15 protein-coding genes are annotated in these 17,031 nt (G+C 67.2%); 8 read left to right on the top strand and 7 right to left on the bottom strand.

The features are described from left to right. A complete protein-coding gene (locus G9373_RS04055; RefSeq protein ID WP_167114029.1) occupies positions 1 to 1,005 on the bottom strand; it encodes an NAD(P)-dependent alcohol dehydrogenase in 1,005 nt (334 codons plus the stop codon). A 150-nt stretch (positions 1,006 to 1,155) separates the two neighbouring features. Here G9373_RS04055 and G9373_RS04050 point away from each other — a divergent pair, with 150 nt between their 5' ends. Genes G9373_RS04050 through ugpC form a run of 5 tightly spaced genes read left to right on the top strand, consistent with a single transcriptional unit; the run spans position 1,156 to position 6,533 of the window. Beyond that, entirely contained in the window at positions 1,156 to 2,178 is a 1,023-nt protein-coding gene (locus G9373_RS04050) for a sugar-binding domain-containing protein (RefSeq protein ID WP_054245619.1), read from the top strand. 52 nt (positions 2,179 to 2,230) lie between these two features. Then, positions 2,231 to 3,556, top strand: a complete 1,326-nt coding sequence (locus G9373_RS04045) for a sugar ABC transporter substrate-binding protein (protein WP_054245618.1) — start codon at positions 2,231 to 2,233, stop codon at positions 3,554 to 3,556. Then, positions 3,553 to 4,518 (top strand): sugar ABC transporter permease, encoded by a 966-nt coding sequence (locus G9373_RS04040; protein ID WP_005569878.1) that lies wholly within the window; start codon positions 3,553 to 3,555, stop codon positions 4,516 to 4,518. The genes G9373_RS04045 and G9373_RS04040 overlap by 4 nt, the downstream gene beginning before the upstream one ends. After that, a complete protein-coding gene (locus G9373_RS04035; protein WP_005261017.1) occupies positions 4,518 to 5,396 on the top strand; it encodes a carbohydrate ABC transporter permease in 879 nt (292 codons plus the stop codon). The genes G9373_RS04040 and G9373_RS04035 overlap by 1 nt, the downstream gene beginning before the upstream one ends. 51 nt (positions 5,397 to 5,447) lie before the next feature. Further along, on the top strand, positions 5,448 to 6,533 hold the full coding sequence (gene ugpC / locus G9373_RS04030) for a sn-glycerol-3-phosphate ABC transporter ATP-binding protein UgpC (RefSeq protein WP_005569879.1): 1,086 nt from the start codon (positions 5,448 to 5,450) through the stop codon (positions 6,531 to 6,533). An 8-nt stretch (positions 6,534 to 6,541) separates the two neighbouring features. Here the strand turns inward: ugpC and G9373_RS04025 are convergent, their stop codons facing one another. Both G9373_RS04025 and G9373_RS04020 read right to left on the bottom strand, forming a co-directional pair. Next, positions 6,542 to 7,951 (bottom strand): FAD-binding oxidoreductase, encoded by a 1,410-nt coding sequence (locus tag G9373_RS04025; protein ID WP_167113975.1) that lies wholly within the window; start codon positions 7,949 to 7,951, stop codon positions 6,542 to 6,544. A gap of 9 nt (positions 7,952 to 7,960) precedes the next feature. Then, on the bottom strand, positions 7,961 to 9,157 hold the full coding sequence (locus tag G9373_RS04020; RefSeq protein WP_005572997.1) for an Ig-like domain-containing protein: 1,197 nt from the start codon (positions 9,155 to 9,157) through the stop codon (positions 7,961 to 7,963). Positions 9,158 to 9,414: 257 nt separating this feature from the next. On the opposite strand from G9373_RS04020, the gene G9373_RS04015 reads away from it, so the two are divergent. Together G9373_RS04015 and G9373_RS04010 are read left to right on the top strand one after the other, a co-directional pair. Then, positions 9,415 to 9,867 carry a MarR family winged helix-turn-helix transcriptional regulator gene (locus tag G9373_RS04015; RefSeq protein ID WP_005572995.1) on the top strand — a complete coding sequence of 151 codons (453 nt, stop codon included), beginning with the start codon at positions 9,415 to 9,417 and terminating at the stop codon, positions 9,865 to 9,867. Beyond that, positions 9,864 to 11,288 (top strand): MFS transporter, encoded by a 1,425-nt coding sequence (locus tag G9373_RS04010; protein ID WP_054245984.1) that lies wholly within the window; start codon positions 9,864 to 9,866, stop codon positions 11,286 to 11,288. The genes G9373_RS04015 and G9373_RS04010 overlap by 4 nt, the downstream gene beginning before the upstream one ends. Before the next feature lie 8 nt (positions 11,289 to 11,296). On the opposite strand, the gene G9373_RS04005 is transcribed toward G9373_RS04010, so the two are convergent. Next, entirely contained in the window at positions 11,297 to 11,875 is a 579-nt protein-coding gene (locus G9373_RS04005) for a TetR/AcrR family transcriptional regulator (RefSeq protein ID WP_005572993.1), read from the bottom strand. Between the two features lie 70 nt (positions 11,876 to 11,945). On the opposite strand from G9373_RS04005, the gene G9373_RS04000 reads away from it, so the two are divergent. Further along, positions 11,946 to 12,416, top strand: a complete 471-nt coding sequence (locus G9373_RS04000) for a group II truncated hemoglobin (protein WP_005572992.1) — start codon at positions 11,946 to 11,948, stop codon at positions 12,414 to 12,416. Between the two features lie 26 nt (positions 12,417 to 12,442). Here the strand turns inward: G9373_RS04000 and G9373_RS03995 are convergent, their stop codons facing one another. From G9373_RS03995 to mdlC, 3 genes are read right to left on the bottom strand one after another with little or no spacing between them, the layout of a single operon-like run. Continuing rightward, on the bottom strand, positions 12,443 to 13,900 hold the full coding sequence (locus G9373_RS03995; protein ID WP_005572991.1) for an aldehyde dehydrogenase family protein: 1,458 nt from the start codon (positions 13,898 to 13,900) through the stop codon (positions 12,443 to 12,445). Positions 13,901 to 13,927: 27 nt separating this feature from the next. Beyond that, positions 13,928 to 15,298 carry an aromatic acid/H+ symport family MFS transporter gene (locus tag G9373_RS03990; protein ID WP_082359712.1) on the bottom strand — a complete coding sequence of 457 codons (1,371 nt, stop codon included), beginning with the start codon at positions 15,296 to 15,298 and terminating at the stop codon, positions 13,928 to 13,930. A gap of 53 nt (positions 15,299 to 15,351) precedes the next feature. Next, positions 15,352 to 16,938: a benzoylformate decarboxylase gene (mdlC, locus tag G9373_RS03985; protein WP_167113972.1), complete on the bottom strand. Its 1,587-nt coding sequence runs from the start codon at positions 16,936 to 16,938 to the stop codon at positions 15,352 to 15,354. Positions 16,939 to 17,031 lie beyond the last annotated feature (93 nt).

The following is a 17,031-nucleotide window of genomic DNA, read 5'->3' as shown; positions in this document are numbered from 1 at the left end:
TCATTCCTGGACGCGTACGACGGCCTTGAGGCTGCCCGGCGTCCGGTCTGCGTTCAGTGCTTGCTCCGCCTCGGCGAGCGGAAATCTTCCGGTGACCATCGAATCGAGGTCGACCCGCCCCGACCGCGCGAGGGCGATCGCCGTCGGCCAGGTGTTGGCGTAGCGGAATACCCCGGTCAGCACCAACTCCCGGTTCTGGATGGTCTGGACCGGCAGTGTCATCTCGGGGGCGCCCATGCCCACCAGAACCACGGATCCCGCGGGCCGGACGGCCTGGATCCCGGCCAGCACCGCGCTCGGGGCGCCGGACGCGTCGACGAACGCGTCCACGTGGAGTCCCGCGACGTCCTGCTCGCGGGGGTCGAGCACCGCGGTGGCACCGAATTTCGTTGCGACGTCGAGTCGCCGGGGATCGAGGTCCGAGACGACCACTTCGGTGGCGCCGAATGCGAGGGCCGTCTGCACCATGGCGATCCCGATCGGTCCCGCTCCCGCGATCAGGACGCGGGATCCGGCCGTCACGCCGGCTTTGCGGGTGGTGGCGATGGCCACGCACAACGGCTCACACAGCGCGGCCGCGTCCTCCGACATCTCGTCCGGAATCGCATGGGCGAACGCCGAGCCGATGGTCACGTATTCGGCCAGCGCCCCGTCGATCGGCGGGGTGGCATAGAACTGCATGTGCGGACAGAGGTTGTAGAGACCGCGCCGCGATTCGTCGCTGTCCGGGTCGGGGCGCTGCGGTTCGATGGAGACTCGCTGCCCGATCCGCGCTGCCGGGACTCCGGCACCGACACCCACGACGGTGCCCGACGCTTCGTGGCCCAGCACGATCGGCTGGTCGACCACGAACTCGCCGATGCGGCCCTCGCGGTAGTAGTGGGCATCCGATCCGCAGACGCCTACCGAGGCCACGCGGACCAGGACGTCGCCGGGGCCGGGAGTCGGGACGGGCCGTTCCCGGATCTCGATGACACCCGGCTCGACCAGCACGCTGGCACGCATCGTCCTGGGGATATCGGAAGGGAGTGTTGTGTGGGTCACACTTCGATGCTAGCGTATTGAGCAGATGAACGCATAGTGATCATTTGCTCACGGTTTCTCGAGGCTCCGAAGACACACTCGACGGGCTCGGGATCATGGCGAGGAGAATCAGTGACGTCCCCCAATCCGACGGCCCAGACGCCGTCTCTCATCGCGTCGCCGCCGCCGTCCACGACGGAGGATCTACGCCTCGCGTTGCGCGCTGCAACGCTGTACTACTTGGACGGAATGACGCAGGCCGAGGTCGCGACACGCCTCGGTGTCTCCCGCCCGACGGCGGGCCGGCTGGTGGCACGGGCCCGGACGCAGGGCCTGGTACGCATCGAGGTGCAGGCTCCCGCGCATCTGCGGGATTCGCTGCGCTCGGACGAGGAGCGTGCGCTCGAGGAGAAGTACAGCCTCGTCGAGGCGGTGGTGGTCGCCGATTCCGTCGACGCCGCCGGTTCGATCGACGACCACAACAGCTTCGCCGGGGTCGGGCGCGCCGCCGCGTCCCTGCTGGTGCGCCGGATCCGGGAAGGCGACACCCTCGGATTCACGTGGGGGCCCGAGACGGTCGCCGTCGCGCAGGGGTTGCCGTCCGGGGCGGCCACGTGCGCGTCGGTCGTCCAGCTCGACGGTTCGGTGAGTGCCATCAACTACCAGACCGGAACGGAGTACGTCCTGGGTAGGTGCGCGGAGCAGTTGCAGGCCAACACTGTTCGGCTTCCCGTTCCCCTGTACGCGGACGCATCGACCGTGGTATCCATGCGGGGCGACTCCGTCATCTCCAAGGCGCTCGAGGCTGGGCGGACGGCGGAGATGATGATGTTCGGCACGGGCGCCGTCTCCACGTCGACCACCCTGTTCGAGGGCAGCTTCATCGACACGGACATGCTGTCCGTGCTCACCGGCCTCGGCGCGGTCGGCGAAGTCGGTGGGCGCTTCTACCGGCTCGACGGAACCGAAGTCGCCGGCCCTCTGGACGAACGGGCCATGTCCGTTCCACTCGACGACATCCGCGCGTGCGGGGGATCGATCCTCGTCACGGGTGGCGTCGCCAAACACCAAGCGGCACTGGGTGCCCTCCACGGCGGACTGGCCAAGATGCTGGTCTGCGACATCGAATGCGCGCGTTGGCTGCTCGATCAGTAGCACCACGCAAGAGAGGTGAAGATCGGTGAAGAAAAACAGGAAACCGGCGACGATGCTGGTAGCCGGCGCGGGCGCGCTCTGCCTCACGCTGAGCGGATGCGCGGGCGCAGGAACGCTGGGCGCGTCGGACCAGACCATCACCATCGCGATGGTCTCCAACTCACAGATGCAGGATGCCCAGAAGCTCGCCTCGCAGTTCGAGGAAGAGAATCCCGACATCGACCTGAAGTTCGTGACGCTGTCGGAGAACCAGGCGCGCGCGAAGATCACGGCATCCACCGCAACCGGTGGCGGCGAGTTCGACGTCGTGATGATCAGCAACTACGAGACCCCGCAGTGGGCCAAGTACGGCTGGCTGAAGAACCTGTCGCAGTACGCGCAGGCCACCGAGGGCTACGACGAGGCCGACTTCATCCCCACCCTGCGCGAATCCCTGTCCTACGAGGGGAACATGTACTCGGTGCCGTTCTACGGCGAATCCTCGTTCCTGATGTACCGCAAGGACCTGGTCGAGCAGGCCGGAATCACCCTGTCGGAGAAGCCGACCTGGACCGAGGTCGCAGCGGCGGCAAAGCAACTCGACTCCGACGACATGGCCGGCATCTGCCTGCGTGGCAAGCCGGGCTGGGGTGAATTGCTCGCACCCCTCGACACCGTCATCAACACGTTCGGTGGCCGCTGGTTCGACGAGGACTGGAACGCTCAGCTGACCAGCCCGGAGGTGGAACGCGCGGTGCAGTTCTACGTAGACCTGGTGCGCGAGTACGGCGAGCCGGGCGCCGCGACGAGCGGTTTCGGTGAGTGCGCCACGCAGCTGGCTCAGGGTCAGGTGGCGATGTGGTACGACTCGACGTCCGCGGTGTCCACGCTGGAGGATCCGGCGTCGAGCGCCGTCGTCGGCAAGATCGGCTACGCGCCAGCGCCGATCGAGGTGAAAGACAACTCCGGTTGGCTGTACAGCTGGTCGCTCGGCATTCCCGAGAGCAGCGAGAATCCCGATGCGGCGTGGAAGTTCATCTCGTGGATGACCGACAAGCAATACATACGCACGGTCGGTGAGGATCTCGGCTGGGAGCGGGTGCCTCCGGGCAGCCGGCTGTCGACCTACGAGATTCCCGAGTACAAAGAGGCCTCGGCGGCCTACGGTCCGCTGACGCTCGAGGCGATCGAGAACGCGACACCGGAAGCGCCCACCGTGCAACCGGTTCCGTACACCGGCGTGCAGTTCCTGGCGATCCCGGAGTTCCAGGATCTCGGAACCCGCGTCAGCCAGCAGATCAGCGCGGCGATCGCAGGACAGCAGACCGTGCCCGAGGCGCTCGCCCAGGCACAGCAGTACGCCGAGGTGGTCGGCGCGACGTATCGGGAGGAACGATGACAACCATCGCCGAGAAACCCACCGCGGACGGCACCGCCGACCGGGTGCGGCAACTGCGGGAGGCCAAGGACGACAGCGTCTCCCGCGCCGAGGGATGGCGTCGCCGGGGACCGTTGCTCCCCGCCCTGATCTTCATGATCGTGGTGACCCAGATCCCGTTCCTGTTCACGCTGTACTACTCGACGCAGTCCTGGAACCTGGTCCGTCCGGGGTCCCAGGCCTTCGTCGGACTGCAGAACTACGTGGACGTGTTCCAGGACAGCCAGTTCCGTGAGGTCGCGGTCAACACCGTGATCCTGATCGTCGGGACCGTGATCATCTCGGTGGTGCTGGGCCTGCTGCTGGCACTGCTGCTCGACCGCGCCTTCCTGGGCCGCGGCATCGTGCGGACCCTGCTCATCACCCCGTTCCTGGTGACCCCGGTCGCCGGTGCGCTGCTGTGGAAGACCACGATGTTCGACCCGGTGTTCGGCATCGTCAACTTCGTCCTCTCCCCGTTCGGGGTGGGACAGGTCGACTGGGTCAGCAAGTTCCCGCTCGCCGCGGTCATGGTGAACCTGATCTGGCAGTGGACCCCGTTCATGATGCTGCTGATCCTGGCCGGTCTGCAGTCCATGCCGCGCGACATCCTCGAGGCGGCACGGGTGGACGGCGCCAAGCCGATCGCGATGTTCCGTGAACTGACGCTCCCGCATCTTCGCCGGTTCATCGAACTCGGCGCGGTGCTGGGCGCGATCTACCTGATCAACACGTTCGACGCCATCTACATGATGACCCAGGGCGGGCCGGGCACGGCCAGCGCCAATCTTCCCTTCTACATCTATCAGCGCGCATTCCTCGGTTTCGACATCGGGCAGGCCGCCGCGATGGGCGTGATCGTCGTGATCGCGACCATCGTCGTCGCGACCCTGGCGTTGCGCCTGATCTTCAAGAGCTTTACCGGTAACGAGGAGGCAGCGTGATGAGTACCGACACTGCGGCGGCACCGGTGGAGTCCACCCCCACCGCGCCGGAGACGAAGCGGGCGCGCAAGCACCGCAAGTTCAGCCCGTGGAGCGTGGTGGCGTGGATCGTGGCGCTCGGCTTCTTCTTCCCGGTGGCGTGGATGGTGCTCACCGCGTTCAAGCAGGAGGGCGACGCCTACACGACCCCGCCGAAGCTGTTCTTCACGCCCACCCTGGACCAGTTCAAGGCGGTCCTCGACAGCGGAATCGGCACGGCACTGCTGAATTCGGCGTTCGCGACCGCCATGTCGACGATCCTCGTGCTGGTGCTCGGTGTGCCGGCGGCGTTCGCGCTGTCGCTGCGTCCGGTCCGCAAGACGAAGGACGCCCTGTTCTTCTTCATCAGCACGAAGATGCTCCCGATCGTCGCCGCGATCATCCCGCTGTACGTGATCGTCAACGACATCGGCTTGCTCGACAACATCTGGGCGCTGGTCATCCTGTACACGGCGATGAACGTCCCCATCGCGGTGTGGATGATGCGCTCGTTCTTCCTCGAGGTCCCGGGCGAACTGCTCGAGGCCGCGAGCATGGACGGTGCAAGCCTCTGGACGTCGGTGCGTGAGGTGATCCTTCCGCTCGTGTCACCCGGCATTGCGGCCACCGCACTGATCTGCGTGATCTTCTCGTGGAACGAATTCTTCTTCGCGGTCAACCTCACCGCCGTTCAGGCTCAGACCATTCCGGTGTTCCTCGTCGGGTTCATCACCGGTGAGGGCCTGTACTGGGCCCGGCTGTCGGCGGCGGCGACGCTGGCGGCGCTCCCGGTCATCCTGGCCGGCTGGGTCGCACAGAACAAACTGGTCCGCGGCCTGTCCTTCGGTGCGATCAAATGATCGCCCCGGCAACCACTTCCCCCACCGTTCGTACCCACCTGAGGAGCAATCATGGCTGACATCGCGTACAAGGGCGCATCCTGCCTCTACGAGAACGCCGACACGCTGGCGGTCGATTCGCTCGACCTCGACATCGAAGACGGCGAGTTCATCGTCCTCGTCGGCCCGTCCGGCTCCGGCAAGAGCACCGCACTGCGGATGCTCGCCGGCCTCGAGGACATCGACGAAGGCACCATCGAGATCGGTGGCAAGGACATGGTGGGGGTGCCGTCGAAGGACCGTGACATCGCGATGGTGTTCCAGAACTACGCCCTCTATCCCAACAAGACGGTGGGCGAGAACATGGGCTTCGCTCTGAAGATGCGCGGAGTCGGTGTGGAGGAACGCAAGAAGAAGGTGGCCGATGCCGCCAAACTACTCGACCTGACCGACTACCTCGACCGGAAGCCCGGCAAGCTGTCCGGCGGTCAGCGCCAGCGCGTCGCGATGGGTCGAGCGATCGTGCGGGAGCCGCAGGTGTTCTGCATGGACGAGCCCCTGTCGAACCTCGACGCCAAGCTGCGCGTCCAGACCCGCACGCAGATCGCGGCGCTGCAGCGCCGGCTCGGCACCACCACCGTGTACGTCACCCACGACCAGGTCGAGGCGATGACCATGGGTGACCGGGTGGCCGTCCTCAAGAACGGCAAGCTGCAGCAGTTCTCGGCGCCGACCGAACTCTACGATCGCCCGAAGAACGCGTTCGTCGCCGGATTCATCGGTTCGCCCGCGATGAACCTGATGACGATGCCCATAGTCAGTGACGGCGTGCGCCTCGGGAACTCGACGCTCGCGCTCGAGCGCGACCAGCTGTCGGCGCTGCACGCGGCCGGACTGGAGACCGTCACGGTCGGTGTGCGCCCCGAGCAGCTGGAGTTGTCGACCGGGGACGGTGGCATCGAGGTGATCGTGGACCTGGTCGAGGAACTCGGGAGCGAATCTTACGTCCACACCCACATCGCCGGTGACGGAACGCAACTCACCGCCCGGTCACTGACCCGCACCCCCGCGCGGCTGGCCGACACGGTGTCCCTGCACAAGCGGGACGGAGCGGTCCACCTGTTCCACCCGGAGACGGGGGAGCGGATCGGCGACTAGGGCATGTCCTAGAGCGGATAGTGCGTCAGCACCCCCATCGGATCGTGCCTCTGCCGCAGTTGGCGCAGTCGGCGAAGGTTTCCACCGTAGGCTGCGTCGATCTCGGCGCCGGTCTCGGGGAAGCCGGGCCGGACCTCGACGCTGTAGACGCCGATCGTGTGGGGTGCGAGCGCGTCGAGGGTGCCGCCCGCCCACGACAGGCAGGCGGCTCCGTCGTAGGGGTCGGACCAGACGGCGTTGAGCGGGATGTTCCACTCGCCGCTTCGGCCCCAGAACGCGGTGTCGCCGTCACCGACGTCGGCGAGGGCACCGCCGGTGTGCTGGAAGTCGATACGACATTCCCGTGTCGGCGCCCCACGGATCTGGGTGGCCAGAGCCTCCGCGAGTTCGGAGTCGAGGGTCGGTCCGGTGAAGACGGCCTTCCCGAAGAACGACCCACGGCGCTCGCCCGGTTCGGGCAGCCGGATCGGTTCCGGTTCTTCGCCGTCGGGGCCGGGTGGCGCGAATTCGGGTAACCCGGTGAGGTACGTACCGGACATCTCGGATCGGTACAGCACCTTGCCCGACACGTCGGCGACCGTGGTGGCGGCGGATCGGGCGCGGTCGATGCCGGACTCGTCCCCGCTCGCGCACGCGGTGTACACGAAGAGGACGGGCTCGTCGGGAGACAGTGCGCTGTAACCGAGTACCGCGCCCATCGTCGTGTCCCGCGGAAGCGTCGGTGCGACAAGGAAGTAGGTGGCGAGCGCTTCGAGTCCGAGCACCATCCGGTCGACCCACACCGGACCCACCGGGTGTGTGCGCAGCACTGCCGACGTCACGACGCCGAAGCACGGTGCACAACCCCGGACCGCCCACCACAGGTCCGCCTCGTCGCCGGTGCTGGCATCGGACAGGTGGACGACCTCACCGGACGGAAGCACCAGTTCGGCCTCGACGAGCTGATCGATCGTCAATCCCAGACTGCGCGTGAGGTATCCGACGCCGCCGCGGGTGACGAGTCCGAATCCGGCGTGGCCCACGATCCCCACCGGCACCACCCGGCCGGTGGGTGCGAGGGCGTCCAGCATGGTTCCCACGGTGGCGCCGCCGGCGACGACCACCCGGTCGTCCTCGGGTCGGGCCGTGTTCAGGTGCGCCGACAGGTCGAGCATGACGGCATCGTCGGCGACGCAGTTGGAACTCAGCCCGCCGCCGCGGACGGTGACGGTGCCGCCCGTCCGGTGCGCGACCCTCATGACGGTGGAGACCTCCTCCACGGACGCCGGTTCGACGACGCAGGACGGACGGCGTCTCGCGGCATCGGGAAAGAACACTCTGCCCAGCGCGGTGCGGTAGTCGTCGGTGTCCGGCAGATGAACCCGGTGCGGGAGAACCGCCTTCAACTGTGCGACACATTCCGCGGATGGTGAACTCACGAGCACCTCCTATCCCGTTGCGTTACCTGCCTGCCACTGATCCCACGGGACCTCCCAGTCACCGTACGTGTCCCACACGGGCAGGAGCGGCCCGCCCGAGTTGGTGATCTCGACGACGTCGCCGATACCGAAATGGTCGAACATCCACTGGGCGTTGGCGGGTGCCAGGTTGACGCAGCCGTGGGAGACGTTGCTGCTGCCCTGATCACCCACCGACCACGGCGCCGAATGGACGAACTCGCCGTCGTTGGAGATCCGCAGGTTGAGATCGACCTTTTCGCGGTAGTAGTCGGGATCGCCGGCGCACACCCCGTACGTGCAGGAGTCCATGATGATGCTCTGCTGCTTGTCGGAGATCACGTGCGGACCCTCGTGCGAGGGGTGGTCGGGGGTGCCGAGACTCATCGGCATCGCGTTCTCCTGGACGCCGTTGTGGAAGACGGTGAGCATTTTGCTCGCGCCGTCCGCCTTGGCCACCCACGAGTCGTGCACGGTGTAGTCGGCGGAGTTGTTCTCGGCGCCGAAGGCCCCGTCGCCCAGATCGACGCCGTACACGTCGGCCTCGATGTGGATCTTGGTGCCGGGCGCCCAGTATCCCGCCGCTCGATAGTGCGCGTTCTGGTCGTCGGTCCAATACCAGGCGCCGGGTTGCGGCGGTGTCGTCGTCACGTGCAGTCGCTGCTGCACCTCGGCCTTGTTCACGACCGGTGCGGTGAACTGGAAGACCATCGGCTGGCCGACGCCGATGCCGGTGTCGGCGACGACCTCGGGTGCCGGGACGACGTTCGCGTACGCGGTGGTGCCGGGCGTCAACGTCGTGACGGTGAAGGTCTGTTCGATCGGGGCGCCGTCGGGGTTGACCGCGTCCGCGACGACTGTGTACGTGGAGCCGTAGCCGAGTGGTTGGCTGCTCGTCCAGTTCGTGCCGTCGGGCGTGAGATTTCCGGCGACCGGGGTGTTCTGCTCCGCGCGATTCGTGACGGTCACGGCGGTCAGCTTGCCGCCTGTCGCGGTGACCACGATCGGGGTGGTCGGATTGATCGGCGCCCCGTCGGCAGCGGGGACGACAATCGAGGCGGGCGCGGACTGTGACGTTGTCGGGGGTTCCGACGTGCCGGTGTCTCCGATGGTGCACGCCGTGGCCAGGAACGTCAGGGCCACCACCGCGACAATGCCGGCTGTCCGTGTGCGAAGAGTCACGACCACCTTCTTTCGGATCTGGATCAGCGCTCGCCGTCCTCATACTGCCAGCGATCGCCTCGGACTTTCCTGTGAGACGCTCGCTGCGCCCGCCCCACCTGCAGAAATTCGAGGTCGCGGGGTCTCCCCTCAAGGCATTAGACAGCAGTGCTGATGAAAAATTGTGACTGAATCGTCTGTTTACAGCGTTAATCGATCTATTGAAGGCTGTAAATAGAACAGCTAGACTGGCTAATGAATCTGACTGTGAGAGGGAGGCCGCCATGGACCAGATGGTCGATCAGTTCCGCGAGGACGTCGTTCTGTTCAACCGACGTATCCGAACCCAGCGCTCCGGGCACCTGCTCACCCCCTCGCAACTCCAAGCCCTCGCGCACCTCGACCGGGAAGGTCCGATGAGCGCACGCGCTCTCGCCGATCTCGAGCAGGTCGCGCCGCAGTCCATCGCGCGGACCGTCTCGATCCTCGAGGAGTCCGGAATGGTCTCCCGGACCGTGGACCCCCACGATGCGCGCGCGAGCATCGTCGCGGTCACCGCGCTGGGATTGCAGACGCTCGTCGACGACCGGTCGCGGCGTAGCGAGTGGCTGACGGCCGCGCTGGCCGCCGAATGCACCGACGCCGAACGTGACCTCCTCTTCATCGCCGGACGGCTACTTCGTCGGCTCGCCGGAACTCCCGAGCCGGCGCCGCAGGAGTCACTGATGAACTCGTGAGCGCGACCGTCGCCGATACCGGCCTCGCGCAGAAGTCCCCGTCCGTACCGTTCCGGGTCAGCGGCTCCGTCGCCACCGGGAGCATCCTTCAACCGCTGAACTCGTCGATGATCGCGGTGGCGATCGTCGGCATCGCCGCCCAGTTCGGCTCCTCGTCCGGGATCGCATGGGTGATCTCGGGGCTCTACATCGCCACGGCCGTCACCGCTCCGATGGCAGGCAAGCTCGGCGCGCTGCTCGGAGCCCGGAAGGTCTACCTCGGGGGCCTCGCCCTGGTGGCGCTGGGCTCGATCGCCGGTCTGCTCGCCCCCAGCGTCGGCTGGCTCATTTTCTCCCGCATCCTCGTCGGAATCGGAACCGCCACACAGTATCCCAATGCGATGACGATGATTCGCGGGTACGCGGACCGACACGGCGCGCAGCCGCGCACCGCGATCACGACCCTCGCGATCTGCAGCCAGGCTGTCGTGGCACTGGGCCCGACGCTCGGCGGACTGCTCGTCGGGGCGTTCGGCTGGCAGTCGATCATGTGGATCAACCTGCCGATCGTCGCGTTCAGCGCGGTGGCGGTCACGAAATTCGCGAAGGTCGGCTTCGTCGGCGGCATCTCGGTCAGCGGTCGGCAACTGCTGCACGCGCTCGACGTGGCCGGGGTCCTGCTGTTCCTCGGGCTCGTCTCGTCGACGATGCTGTTCCTGCTGTCGCTCACCACCGATCCCGTCTGGTGGCTGATCCCGGTGTGGGCGCTGGTGTTCGCCCTGTTCGTCCACTGGGAACGTCGTGCGGACGAACCGTTCATCGACGTTCGGGCCCTGGCCCGGAACCGTGCGCTCAGCGCCACACTCTCCCGCACCCTCCTCACGTACACGGCGTTCTACTGCATCTTCTTCGGAATCCCGCAGTGGCTGCAGTATTCCCGCGGAATGAGCGCCACCGAAGCCGGTCTGACGATGCTGCCCGTCGCCGTCGTCGGCATCGGCTCCACGCTGTTCGCGTCACGTACGTATCGGCGACACGGGGTGCGCCGAACGCTCACGGTCGGAACGTGTGCGCTCCTGGTGGGAGGACTGCTCCTGGCGTCGGTGGAGAGCAGTACGGCCCCGATCGTCGTGCTACTCCTGGTGGCCGCGGTGCTGGGGATTCCCAATGGATTCAACAATATCGGTAATCAGAATCTGATCAGCTCGGTCACGTCCGTCGAGGAAGTCGGCACGGCGATCGGGATGTACCGCACCGTGCAGTACATCGGAGCGAACCTGTCGGCCGTCGTGCTGCAGACCACCGCCGGTCACGTCATCGGCGACGACGGACTGCACCGCACGGGCTGGTTCATCGCCGTCGCGGGCGTTCTCCTCCTCATCGGCGTCCTGATGTCACGGAACATGGGAGACCGGCGGTCGACGAGCGCGTCGACGGCGTAGCAGCCGCGTCAGGTCGGCGGCACCCCGCCGACGGCCCGCCAGATCAGTGTCGCGGTCCGGGCAGGCCAGTCGGCGGGTGGGCGATCACCGGCCAGCGCCCGGCCGTACCAACTGCCGGTGGTCATGGTGACGGCGACGTCGAGATCGGCGTCCGCGTCGATCAGCTCCAGTTCGGCGGCGCGGTCCAGGATGGCGCGGATGCGGCGGCGGCGCGGCGCCACCACCCGGGCGCGGTACTGCGCGCGGACGTCGGCGTCCATCGTGTCCTGCAGCATCGTGCCGACGAGCGACAACCGGCCGCTCCGCGACACCCCGCGCCGGAAGTCGGTCAGCTCGCGGACCAGATCCCCGAACGGATCGGCCGACGCCCTCCCCGACTGTTCGTCGGCCAACTGCGCCACGACTGCCGCGGCGAGCTCCGACTTCGACGCCCACCGCCGGTACAGCGCCTGCCGGGTGGTGCCTGCCTCCGCGGCGATCGCGGCGAGCGACATCGCGTCGTAGCCGGCGCAGGACAACTGCCTGCCCGCCACTTTCAGAACCCGGGTGTCGATATCGGTGTCGCGACTGCGCCCGGCCACACTCATGCTCGATCCTCTTTTCAATCCAATACTGGTGTGTATTGTAATGGACAGACGACGGAGATCGGGAGCTCCCATGAGTGATCAGGAAACACCGTCCCTGTACGAGTGGGCGGGCGGTGAGCCGTCGTTCCGGCGGCTGATGGACGCCTTCTACGACCGGGTGGAGGGCGACGAACTGCTGTCGCCGATGTTCCCCGGCGGCGTGCACGAGGAGCATCGGCGCAACGTGACTCTCTGGTGGTGCGAGGTGTTCGGCGGCCCGCCGGGCTACAGCGAACAGCTGGGCGGTTACGAACGAATGTTGCGCCACCACATCGGCCTCGCCATCAGCCCGGAGCAGCGGCACCGCTTCGCGTCGACGATGAGCCTCGCCGCCGACGACGCCGGCCTCCCGTCGGATCCCGAATTCCGTTCCGCATTCATGGCATACGTCGAGTGGGGGACCAGACTCGCGCTGCAGAACTCGAGCCCCGGTGCCGAGGTGATCGAGCACGCACCCGTCCCGCACTGGGGTTGGGGCGTGGCCCCGCCCTACCGCGGCTGAGTAGGGCAGGGTGTCAGCCTGTCCGATCAGAACGGGTACTGCTGAATCGGCCCCTGGATGGTGGCCCACTGGAGTTCGGTGAACGCCTCGAGGTTCGCTGCGGCGCCGCCGACTCGTCCGCCGTTTCCGGAGGATCCCATTCCGCCGAACGGGATGTGGGCGTGGTCGCCGACGGTCTGGTCGTTGATGTGCACGAGCCCGGTGGGAATCTGCCGCGCAACTTCCCAGGCCGCCATCGCATCCGAGCCGAGGACGCTCAGCGACAATCCGTACTCGGTGTCGCGCGCGATCTCGACGGCCTCGTCGATCGTCGAGTAGCGCAGCACGGGAGCGACGGGGCCGAACACTTCCTGGCAGAACGCGGGGGTGTCGCGCTGCACGTGGTCGAGGACGGTCGGGCGGTAGAACAGCCCGTCGTGGGTGCCGCCCTCGACGAGGGTCACTCCGGCCGAGACGCTCTCGGTCACGAGTCGGTGGATGCTGTCGCGCTGCACCGCGTCGATGATGGGGCCGAGTGCCACCTCACTGGTGTACGGGTCGCCGACGGGGAGCGCTCGCGCCTTCTCGGCGAGCACCGCCACGTATTCGTCGGCAACCGATTCGTGGACCAGGTGCCTGCCTGCGGCCATGCAGATCTGGCCCTGGTGGAGGTATGCGCCCCAGGCTCCGGCCGACGCAGCCTTGGTGACGTCGGCGTCGGGAAGGACGATGAGGGCGTTGTTGCCGCCGAGTTCGAGGTGTGCCCGCGTGAGGTGCGCCGCCGCGGTCTGGCCGACCTTCCGTCCCGCCGACGTGGAGCCGGTGAACGCGATGACGCGGGTGTGCCGGTCGGTGACGAGGGCGGCACCGGCATCGGCGCCGCCGGGCAGCATCTGGAAGACGCCGTCCGGTACCCCGGCGGCCGCGAACACGGCCGCCAGCACCACACCGCCGCACACCGCGGTCCGGGTGTCGGGTTTCAGAACCACCGAGTTGCCCAGTGCCAGTGCGGGTGCCACTGCGCGGATCGAGAGGATCAGGGGGAAGTTGAACGGAGCGATCACGCCGACGACACCCGCCGCGATCCGACGGCTGAAACTCAGACGTCCGTCGGCGGACGGGAACACCTCACCCTTGGGATGCGAAGGCAACGCCGACGCCTCGTAGCATTCCTGCGCTGCGACGTGCGTCTCGAGGCTCGCTTTCGCGCGAATCGATCCGGCCTCCCGGACGATCCACGTCTCGATCTCGGAGGCGTGCTCCTCGAAGAGCCGACCGGCGCGGCGCAGGATCGCGGCCCGATCCTCGAAAGGCATTTTCTCCCAGCGGCGCTGGACCTCGGCGGCCTTGGTGCAGGCCGCGGCGACGTCGGCGGCGGTCGCGGTGCCGACGTGACCGAGGGTGCTGCCCGTCGCGGGCTCCACGACCTCGGAGAACGCGCCTTCGGCGGCGGTCCAGCTGCCGGTGAAGACCTTCTTCTCCCAGTCGATGTCGAGCAGGCTCATGGTCGATCCTTCTTTCGGTGAGGTCGGTCAGGACGCGAGTGCGGGTGACGGTGCCGCGGATTCGGTGCGGGGCGAGCGGAACTTCCGCTTGGCGACGATTGCCACCGCGACCGCGCCGACGACTCCCGGGACGGCGACGGCGAGAAAGTTCTGCTGGAACGGTAGATGAAGAGCGAGGAGCGCGCCGCCGAGGGTGGGGCCACCGATCGCACCGATCCGTCCCATGCCCGCAGCCCACCCGACGCCCGTCGACCGTACCTCGGTCGGGTAGAACTCGACGGCGAACGCGTGGATGATGGCGAGCGCGCCGATGGTCGCCGCACCGGCGACGAACAGCAGCACGTTGAGCAGTGCGGCGGCCGGGTCGAAGGACAGTCCCACCAGCGACAGGGATGCCAGGGAGAAATACGTGATCAGGGTGTTGCGGTAGGACCAGCGGTCGGCCAGCCAGCCGCCGAAGATCGCGCCGGCGATGCCCCCGAGATTCAGCACCACCAGGGTCCACAGCGCGGAACTCAAAGCGTAGCCGGCGGTCTGCATCAGTTTCGGTAGCCACGTGTTGAGCCCGTAACTCAACAACATGCACATCGCGAAGAAGACCCAAATCAGGAAGCTGTTCAGGGCGTTTCCGTTGGTAAAGAGCTGCGCGACGGGCGCCTTCCGAGCTTCCGGACGTGGCGTGGCCACGACGTCGCTCAGGTCGCGACCCGGGTCGACCTTGGACAGCACAGCCTCCAGCTTGTCCTGACGACCGTTGATGGCGAGGAACTCCGGCGACTCCGGCAGGTACCTCAGCAGAACGGGTAACAACAGGAGCGGCAGACCGGCGACGTAGAACACACCGCGCCACGTCCAGAGCGGCTCCACGTTGATTGCGAAGACCGCGGCGGCGATGCCACCGACGGAGTAGAACGACGACACGAACGTGACGAGCAGTGCCTTCGACGTGCGTGGGGCGAGCTCGGCGATCAGTGCCGTGAAGTTGGGTACGAGCGCGCCGAGCGACACACCGACGACGAGGCGGAGAATGCCGAGTTGCGCCGGGGCGCCGGCGAAGGCGCAGCTGAACGACGCCACGCTCGCCACCGTCACGCAGATGAGCATGAGCGGACGGCGGCCGTACCGATCGGCGAGCGGGGCGACGAACAGTCCGCCGATCAGCATGCCGACGAGCGCCGCGGATCCGAGGGTGCCGGCGGTGACCGGGTCCATGTTCCACTCGTCCATCAGATGGACGATCACGGTGCCGTACGAGACCATGTCGTATCCGTCGATGATCATCAGCAGTGAGCACAGGGCTACGACACCATAATGGAACGGCCGCAGTCGGGCGTTGGAGATGATCGAGGTAACTGTGTTCTGGGACAGCGGGTTCTGGGACAGCGGGTTCTGAGACAAGGGCATACTCCCGATGCGGGGCAGCGTTGCTGCCGTGGGAACGAGTGGGGCTATCACGGCTCGGTGAGGTCGGTCTCGACCTCGATCACGGCAGGCTTTCCGCTGCCGAGGGCGGTCTTGAAGGCGCGGACGAAGTCGTCGCCGGTCCGTACCGCGGTGGCCGTCACGCCGTACCCCGCAGCGATGGCGGTGAAGTCGATCCCGGGAACGTCCATGCCGGGGGTCTCGCCGGACCCCAGCACCGTCGAGAACCAGCGCAGTGCGCCGTAGGTCCCGTTCTTGAGGATGACGATGATCACCGGAATGTCGTACTGCGCGGCCGTCCACAGGGCGGTGATGCCGTAGTTGGCCGAGCCGTCTCCGATCAGGCCGATCACCTGACGGTCCGGATTCGCCAGCTGGGCACCGACTGCGGCGGGCAGTCCGAATCCAAGCCCGCCCGATGCGGGGAAGAAGTAGCTGCCTTGGCGGGAGACGTCGACCTGCGACCAGAACGCGCCGGTGGTGGACGTCGACTCCTTGACGTACACGGCGTCGTCCGGCGCAGTGCCGCGCAACAGCTCGAACAGCTCCTCCGGATGCACGCGCTCGGACGACGTCCTGGCCTGTGGGATGTCGGGCAGCGGCGGCAGGACCGGGCGGCGGCCCGGCGTCACGCTGTCGGCGAGGCGGGACAACGCATCCCGCACACCGCCGACCAGTGCGTCACCCATCGGGGCGCGGGCGGCCTCGCCGGGATCGCTGGTGAGGTGGATGAGCCGGGCGCCGTCGGGCAGGTACTCGCCGGGGACGAACTGGTGGTACCGGAACACGGGTGCTCCCGCGACGAGGATCAGGTCGTGCCCGACCAGTGCGTCGGTGATGCCCTGGACGGCGGCGGGCAGGACCCCGCGGAAGCTGCGGTGGCGGGTGGGGAACGGGCATCGTGACGGGGACGGCGCGATCCAGACGGGGGCGCCGAGTGCGTCCGCGAGACGGACCGCGTCGTCATTGGCGTACTCGGCATCGACTTCCGGTCCGAGTACGAGGACCGGGTTCTCGGCGTGGTCGAGGGCGTCGACGAGGGTGGCGAGTTGATCCGCACTGAGGGAACCGGCAGTGGTTGTGGCGCGGGTGAGGAGGTGCTTCGTCTCGGCGGGTGCTTCCTGCGCCCAGTCGTCGTACGGCACCGACACATAGACCGGACCCTTCGCGGGCAGGTTCGCGATGTGGATGGCCTGGCTGATCGACCGCGGCACGTCCTGCGCGCACGCCGGCTCGCAGGACCACTTGACCAGGGGTTTCGGCAGCGACTGCGCGTCCACGTTGGCGAGCATCACCTCCTGGCCGATGGTCGAGCGGACTTGTTGCCCGGCGGTGATGATCAGCGGGCTGTGGGAGTAGACCGAGTTCGTGAGCGCGCCCATCGCGTTGCCGGTGCCCGCGGCGGCGTGCAGATTGACGAAGGCCGCGCCGCCGCGGGCCTGGGCGTACCCGTCGGCCATGGCCAGGACGGCGCCTTCGTGCAGACCCAGGATGTAGCGGAAGTCGTCGGGCATCCCGGCGAGGAAGGGGAGCTCGTTCGATCCGGGGTTGCCGAAGATCGTGGTCAGGCCATGCGCCCGCAGTAGGTCATAGGTCGCTTCGCTGACGTCGGCCATCAGGTGTTCTCCATTTCTTCGCATGGTTCTCGCGGTGTGACGTGAACCACGGTAGGGAGCCGCGCCCTATAGGTCCAATGAATGCTGTCGATC

It is taken from the genome of Rhodococcus sp. A14 (assembly GCF_011603105.1).
GTDB lineage: Bacteria > Actinomycetota > Actinomycetes > Mycobacteriales > Mycobacteriaceae > Rhodococcus_F > Rhodococcus_F opacus.
This window is presented reverse-complemented; position numbering and strand designations above follow the sequence as displayed.

Coding starts and splice junctions, on each gene's coding strand:
- G9373_RS04055 (WP_167114029.1), bottom strand. CDS start 1,005: ATGCGTGCCAGCGTGCTGGTCGAGCCGGGTGTCATCGAGATCCGGGAA.
- G9373_RS04045 (WP_054245618.1), top strand. CDS start 2,231: ATGCTGGTAGCCGGCGCGGGCGCGCTCTGCCTCACGCTGAGCGGATGC.
- G9373_RS04040 (WP_005569878.1), top strand. CDS start 3,553: ATGACAACCATCGCCGAGAAACCCACCGCGGACGGCACCGCCGACCGG.
- G9373_RS04035 (WP_005261017.1), top strand. CDS start 4,518: ATGAGTACCGACACTGCGGCGGCACCGGTGGAGTCCACCCCCACCGCG.
- ugpC (WP_005569879.1), top strand. CDS start 5,448: ATGGCTGACATCGCGTACAAGGGCGCATCCTGCCTCTACGAGAACGCC.
- G9373_RS04015 (WP_005572995.1), top strand. CDS start 9,415: ATGGACCAGATGGTCGATCAGTTCCGCGAGGACGTCGTTCTGTTCAAC.
- G9373_RS04005 (WP_005572993.1), bottom strand. CDS start 11,875: ATGAGTGTGGCCGGGCGCAGTCGCGACACCGATATCGACACCCGGGTT.
- G9373_RS04000 (WP_005572992.1), top strand. CDS start 11,946: ATGAGTGATCAGGAAACACCGTCCCTGTACGAGTGGGCGGGCGGTGAG.
- G9373_RS03995 (WP_005572991.1), bottom strand. CDS start 13,900: ATGAGCCTGCTCGACATCGACTGGGAGAAGAAGGTCTTCACCGGCAGC.
- mdlC (WP_167113972.1), bottom strand. CDS start 16,938: ATGGCCGACGTCAGCGAAGCGACCTATGACCTACTGCGGGCGCATGGC.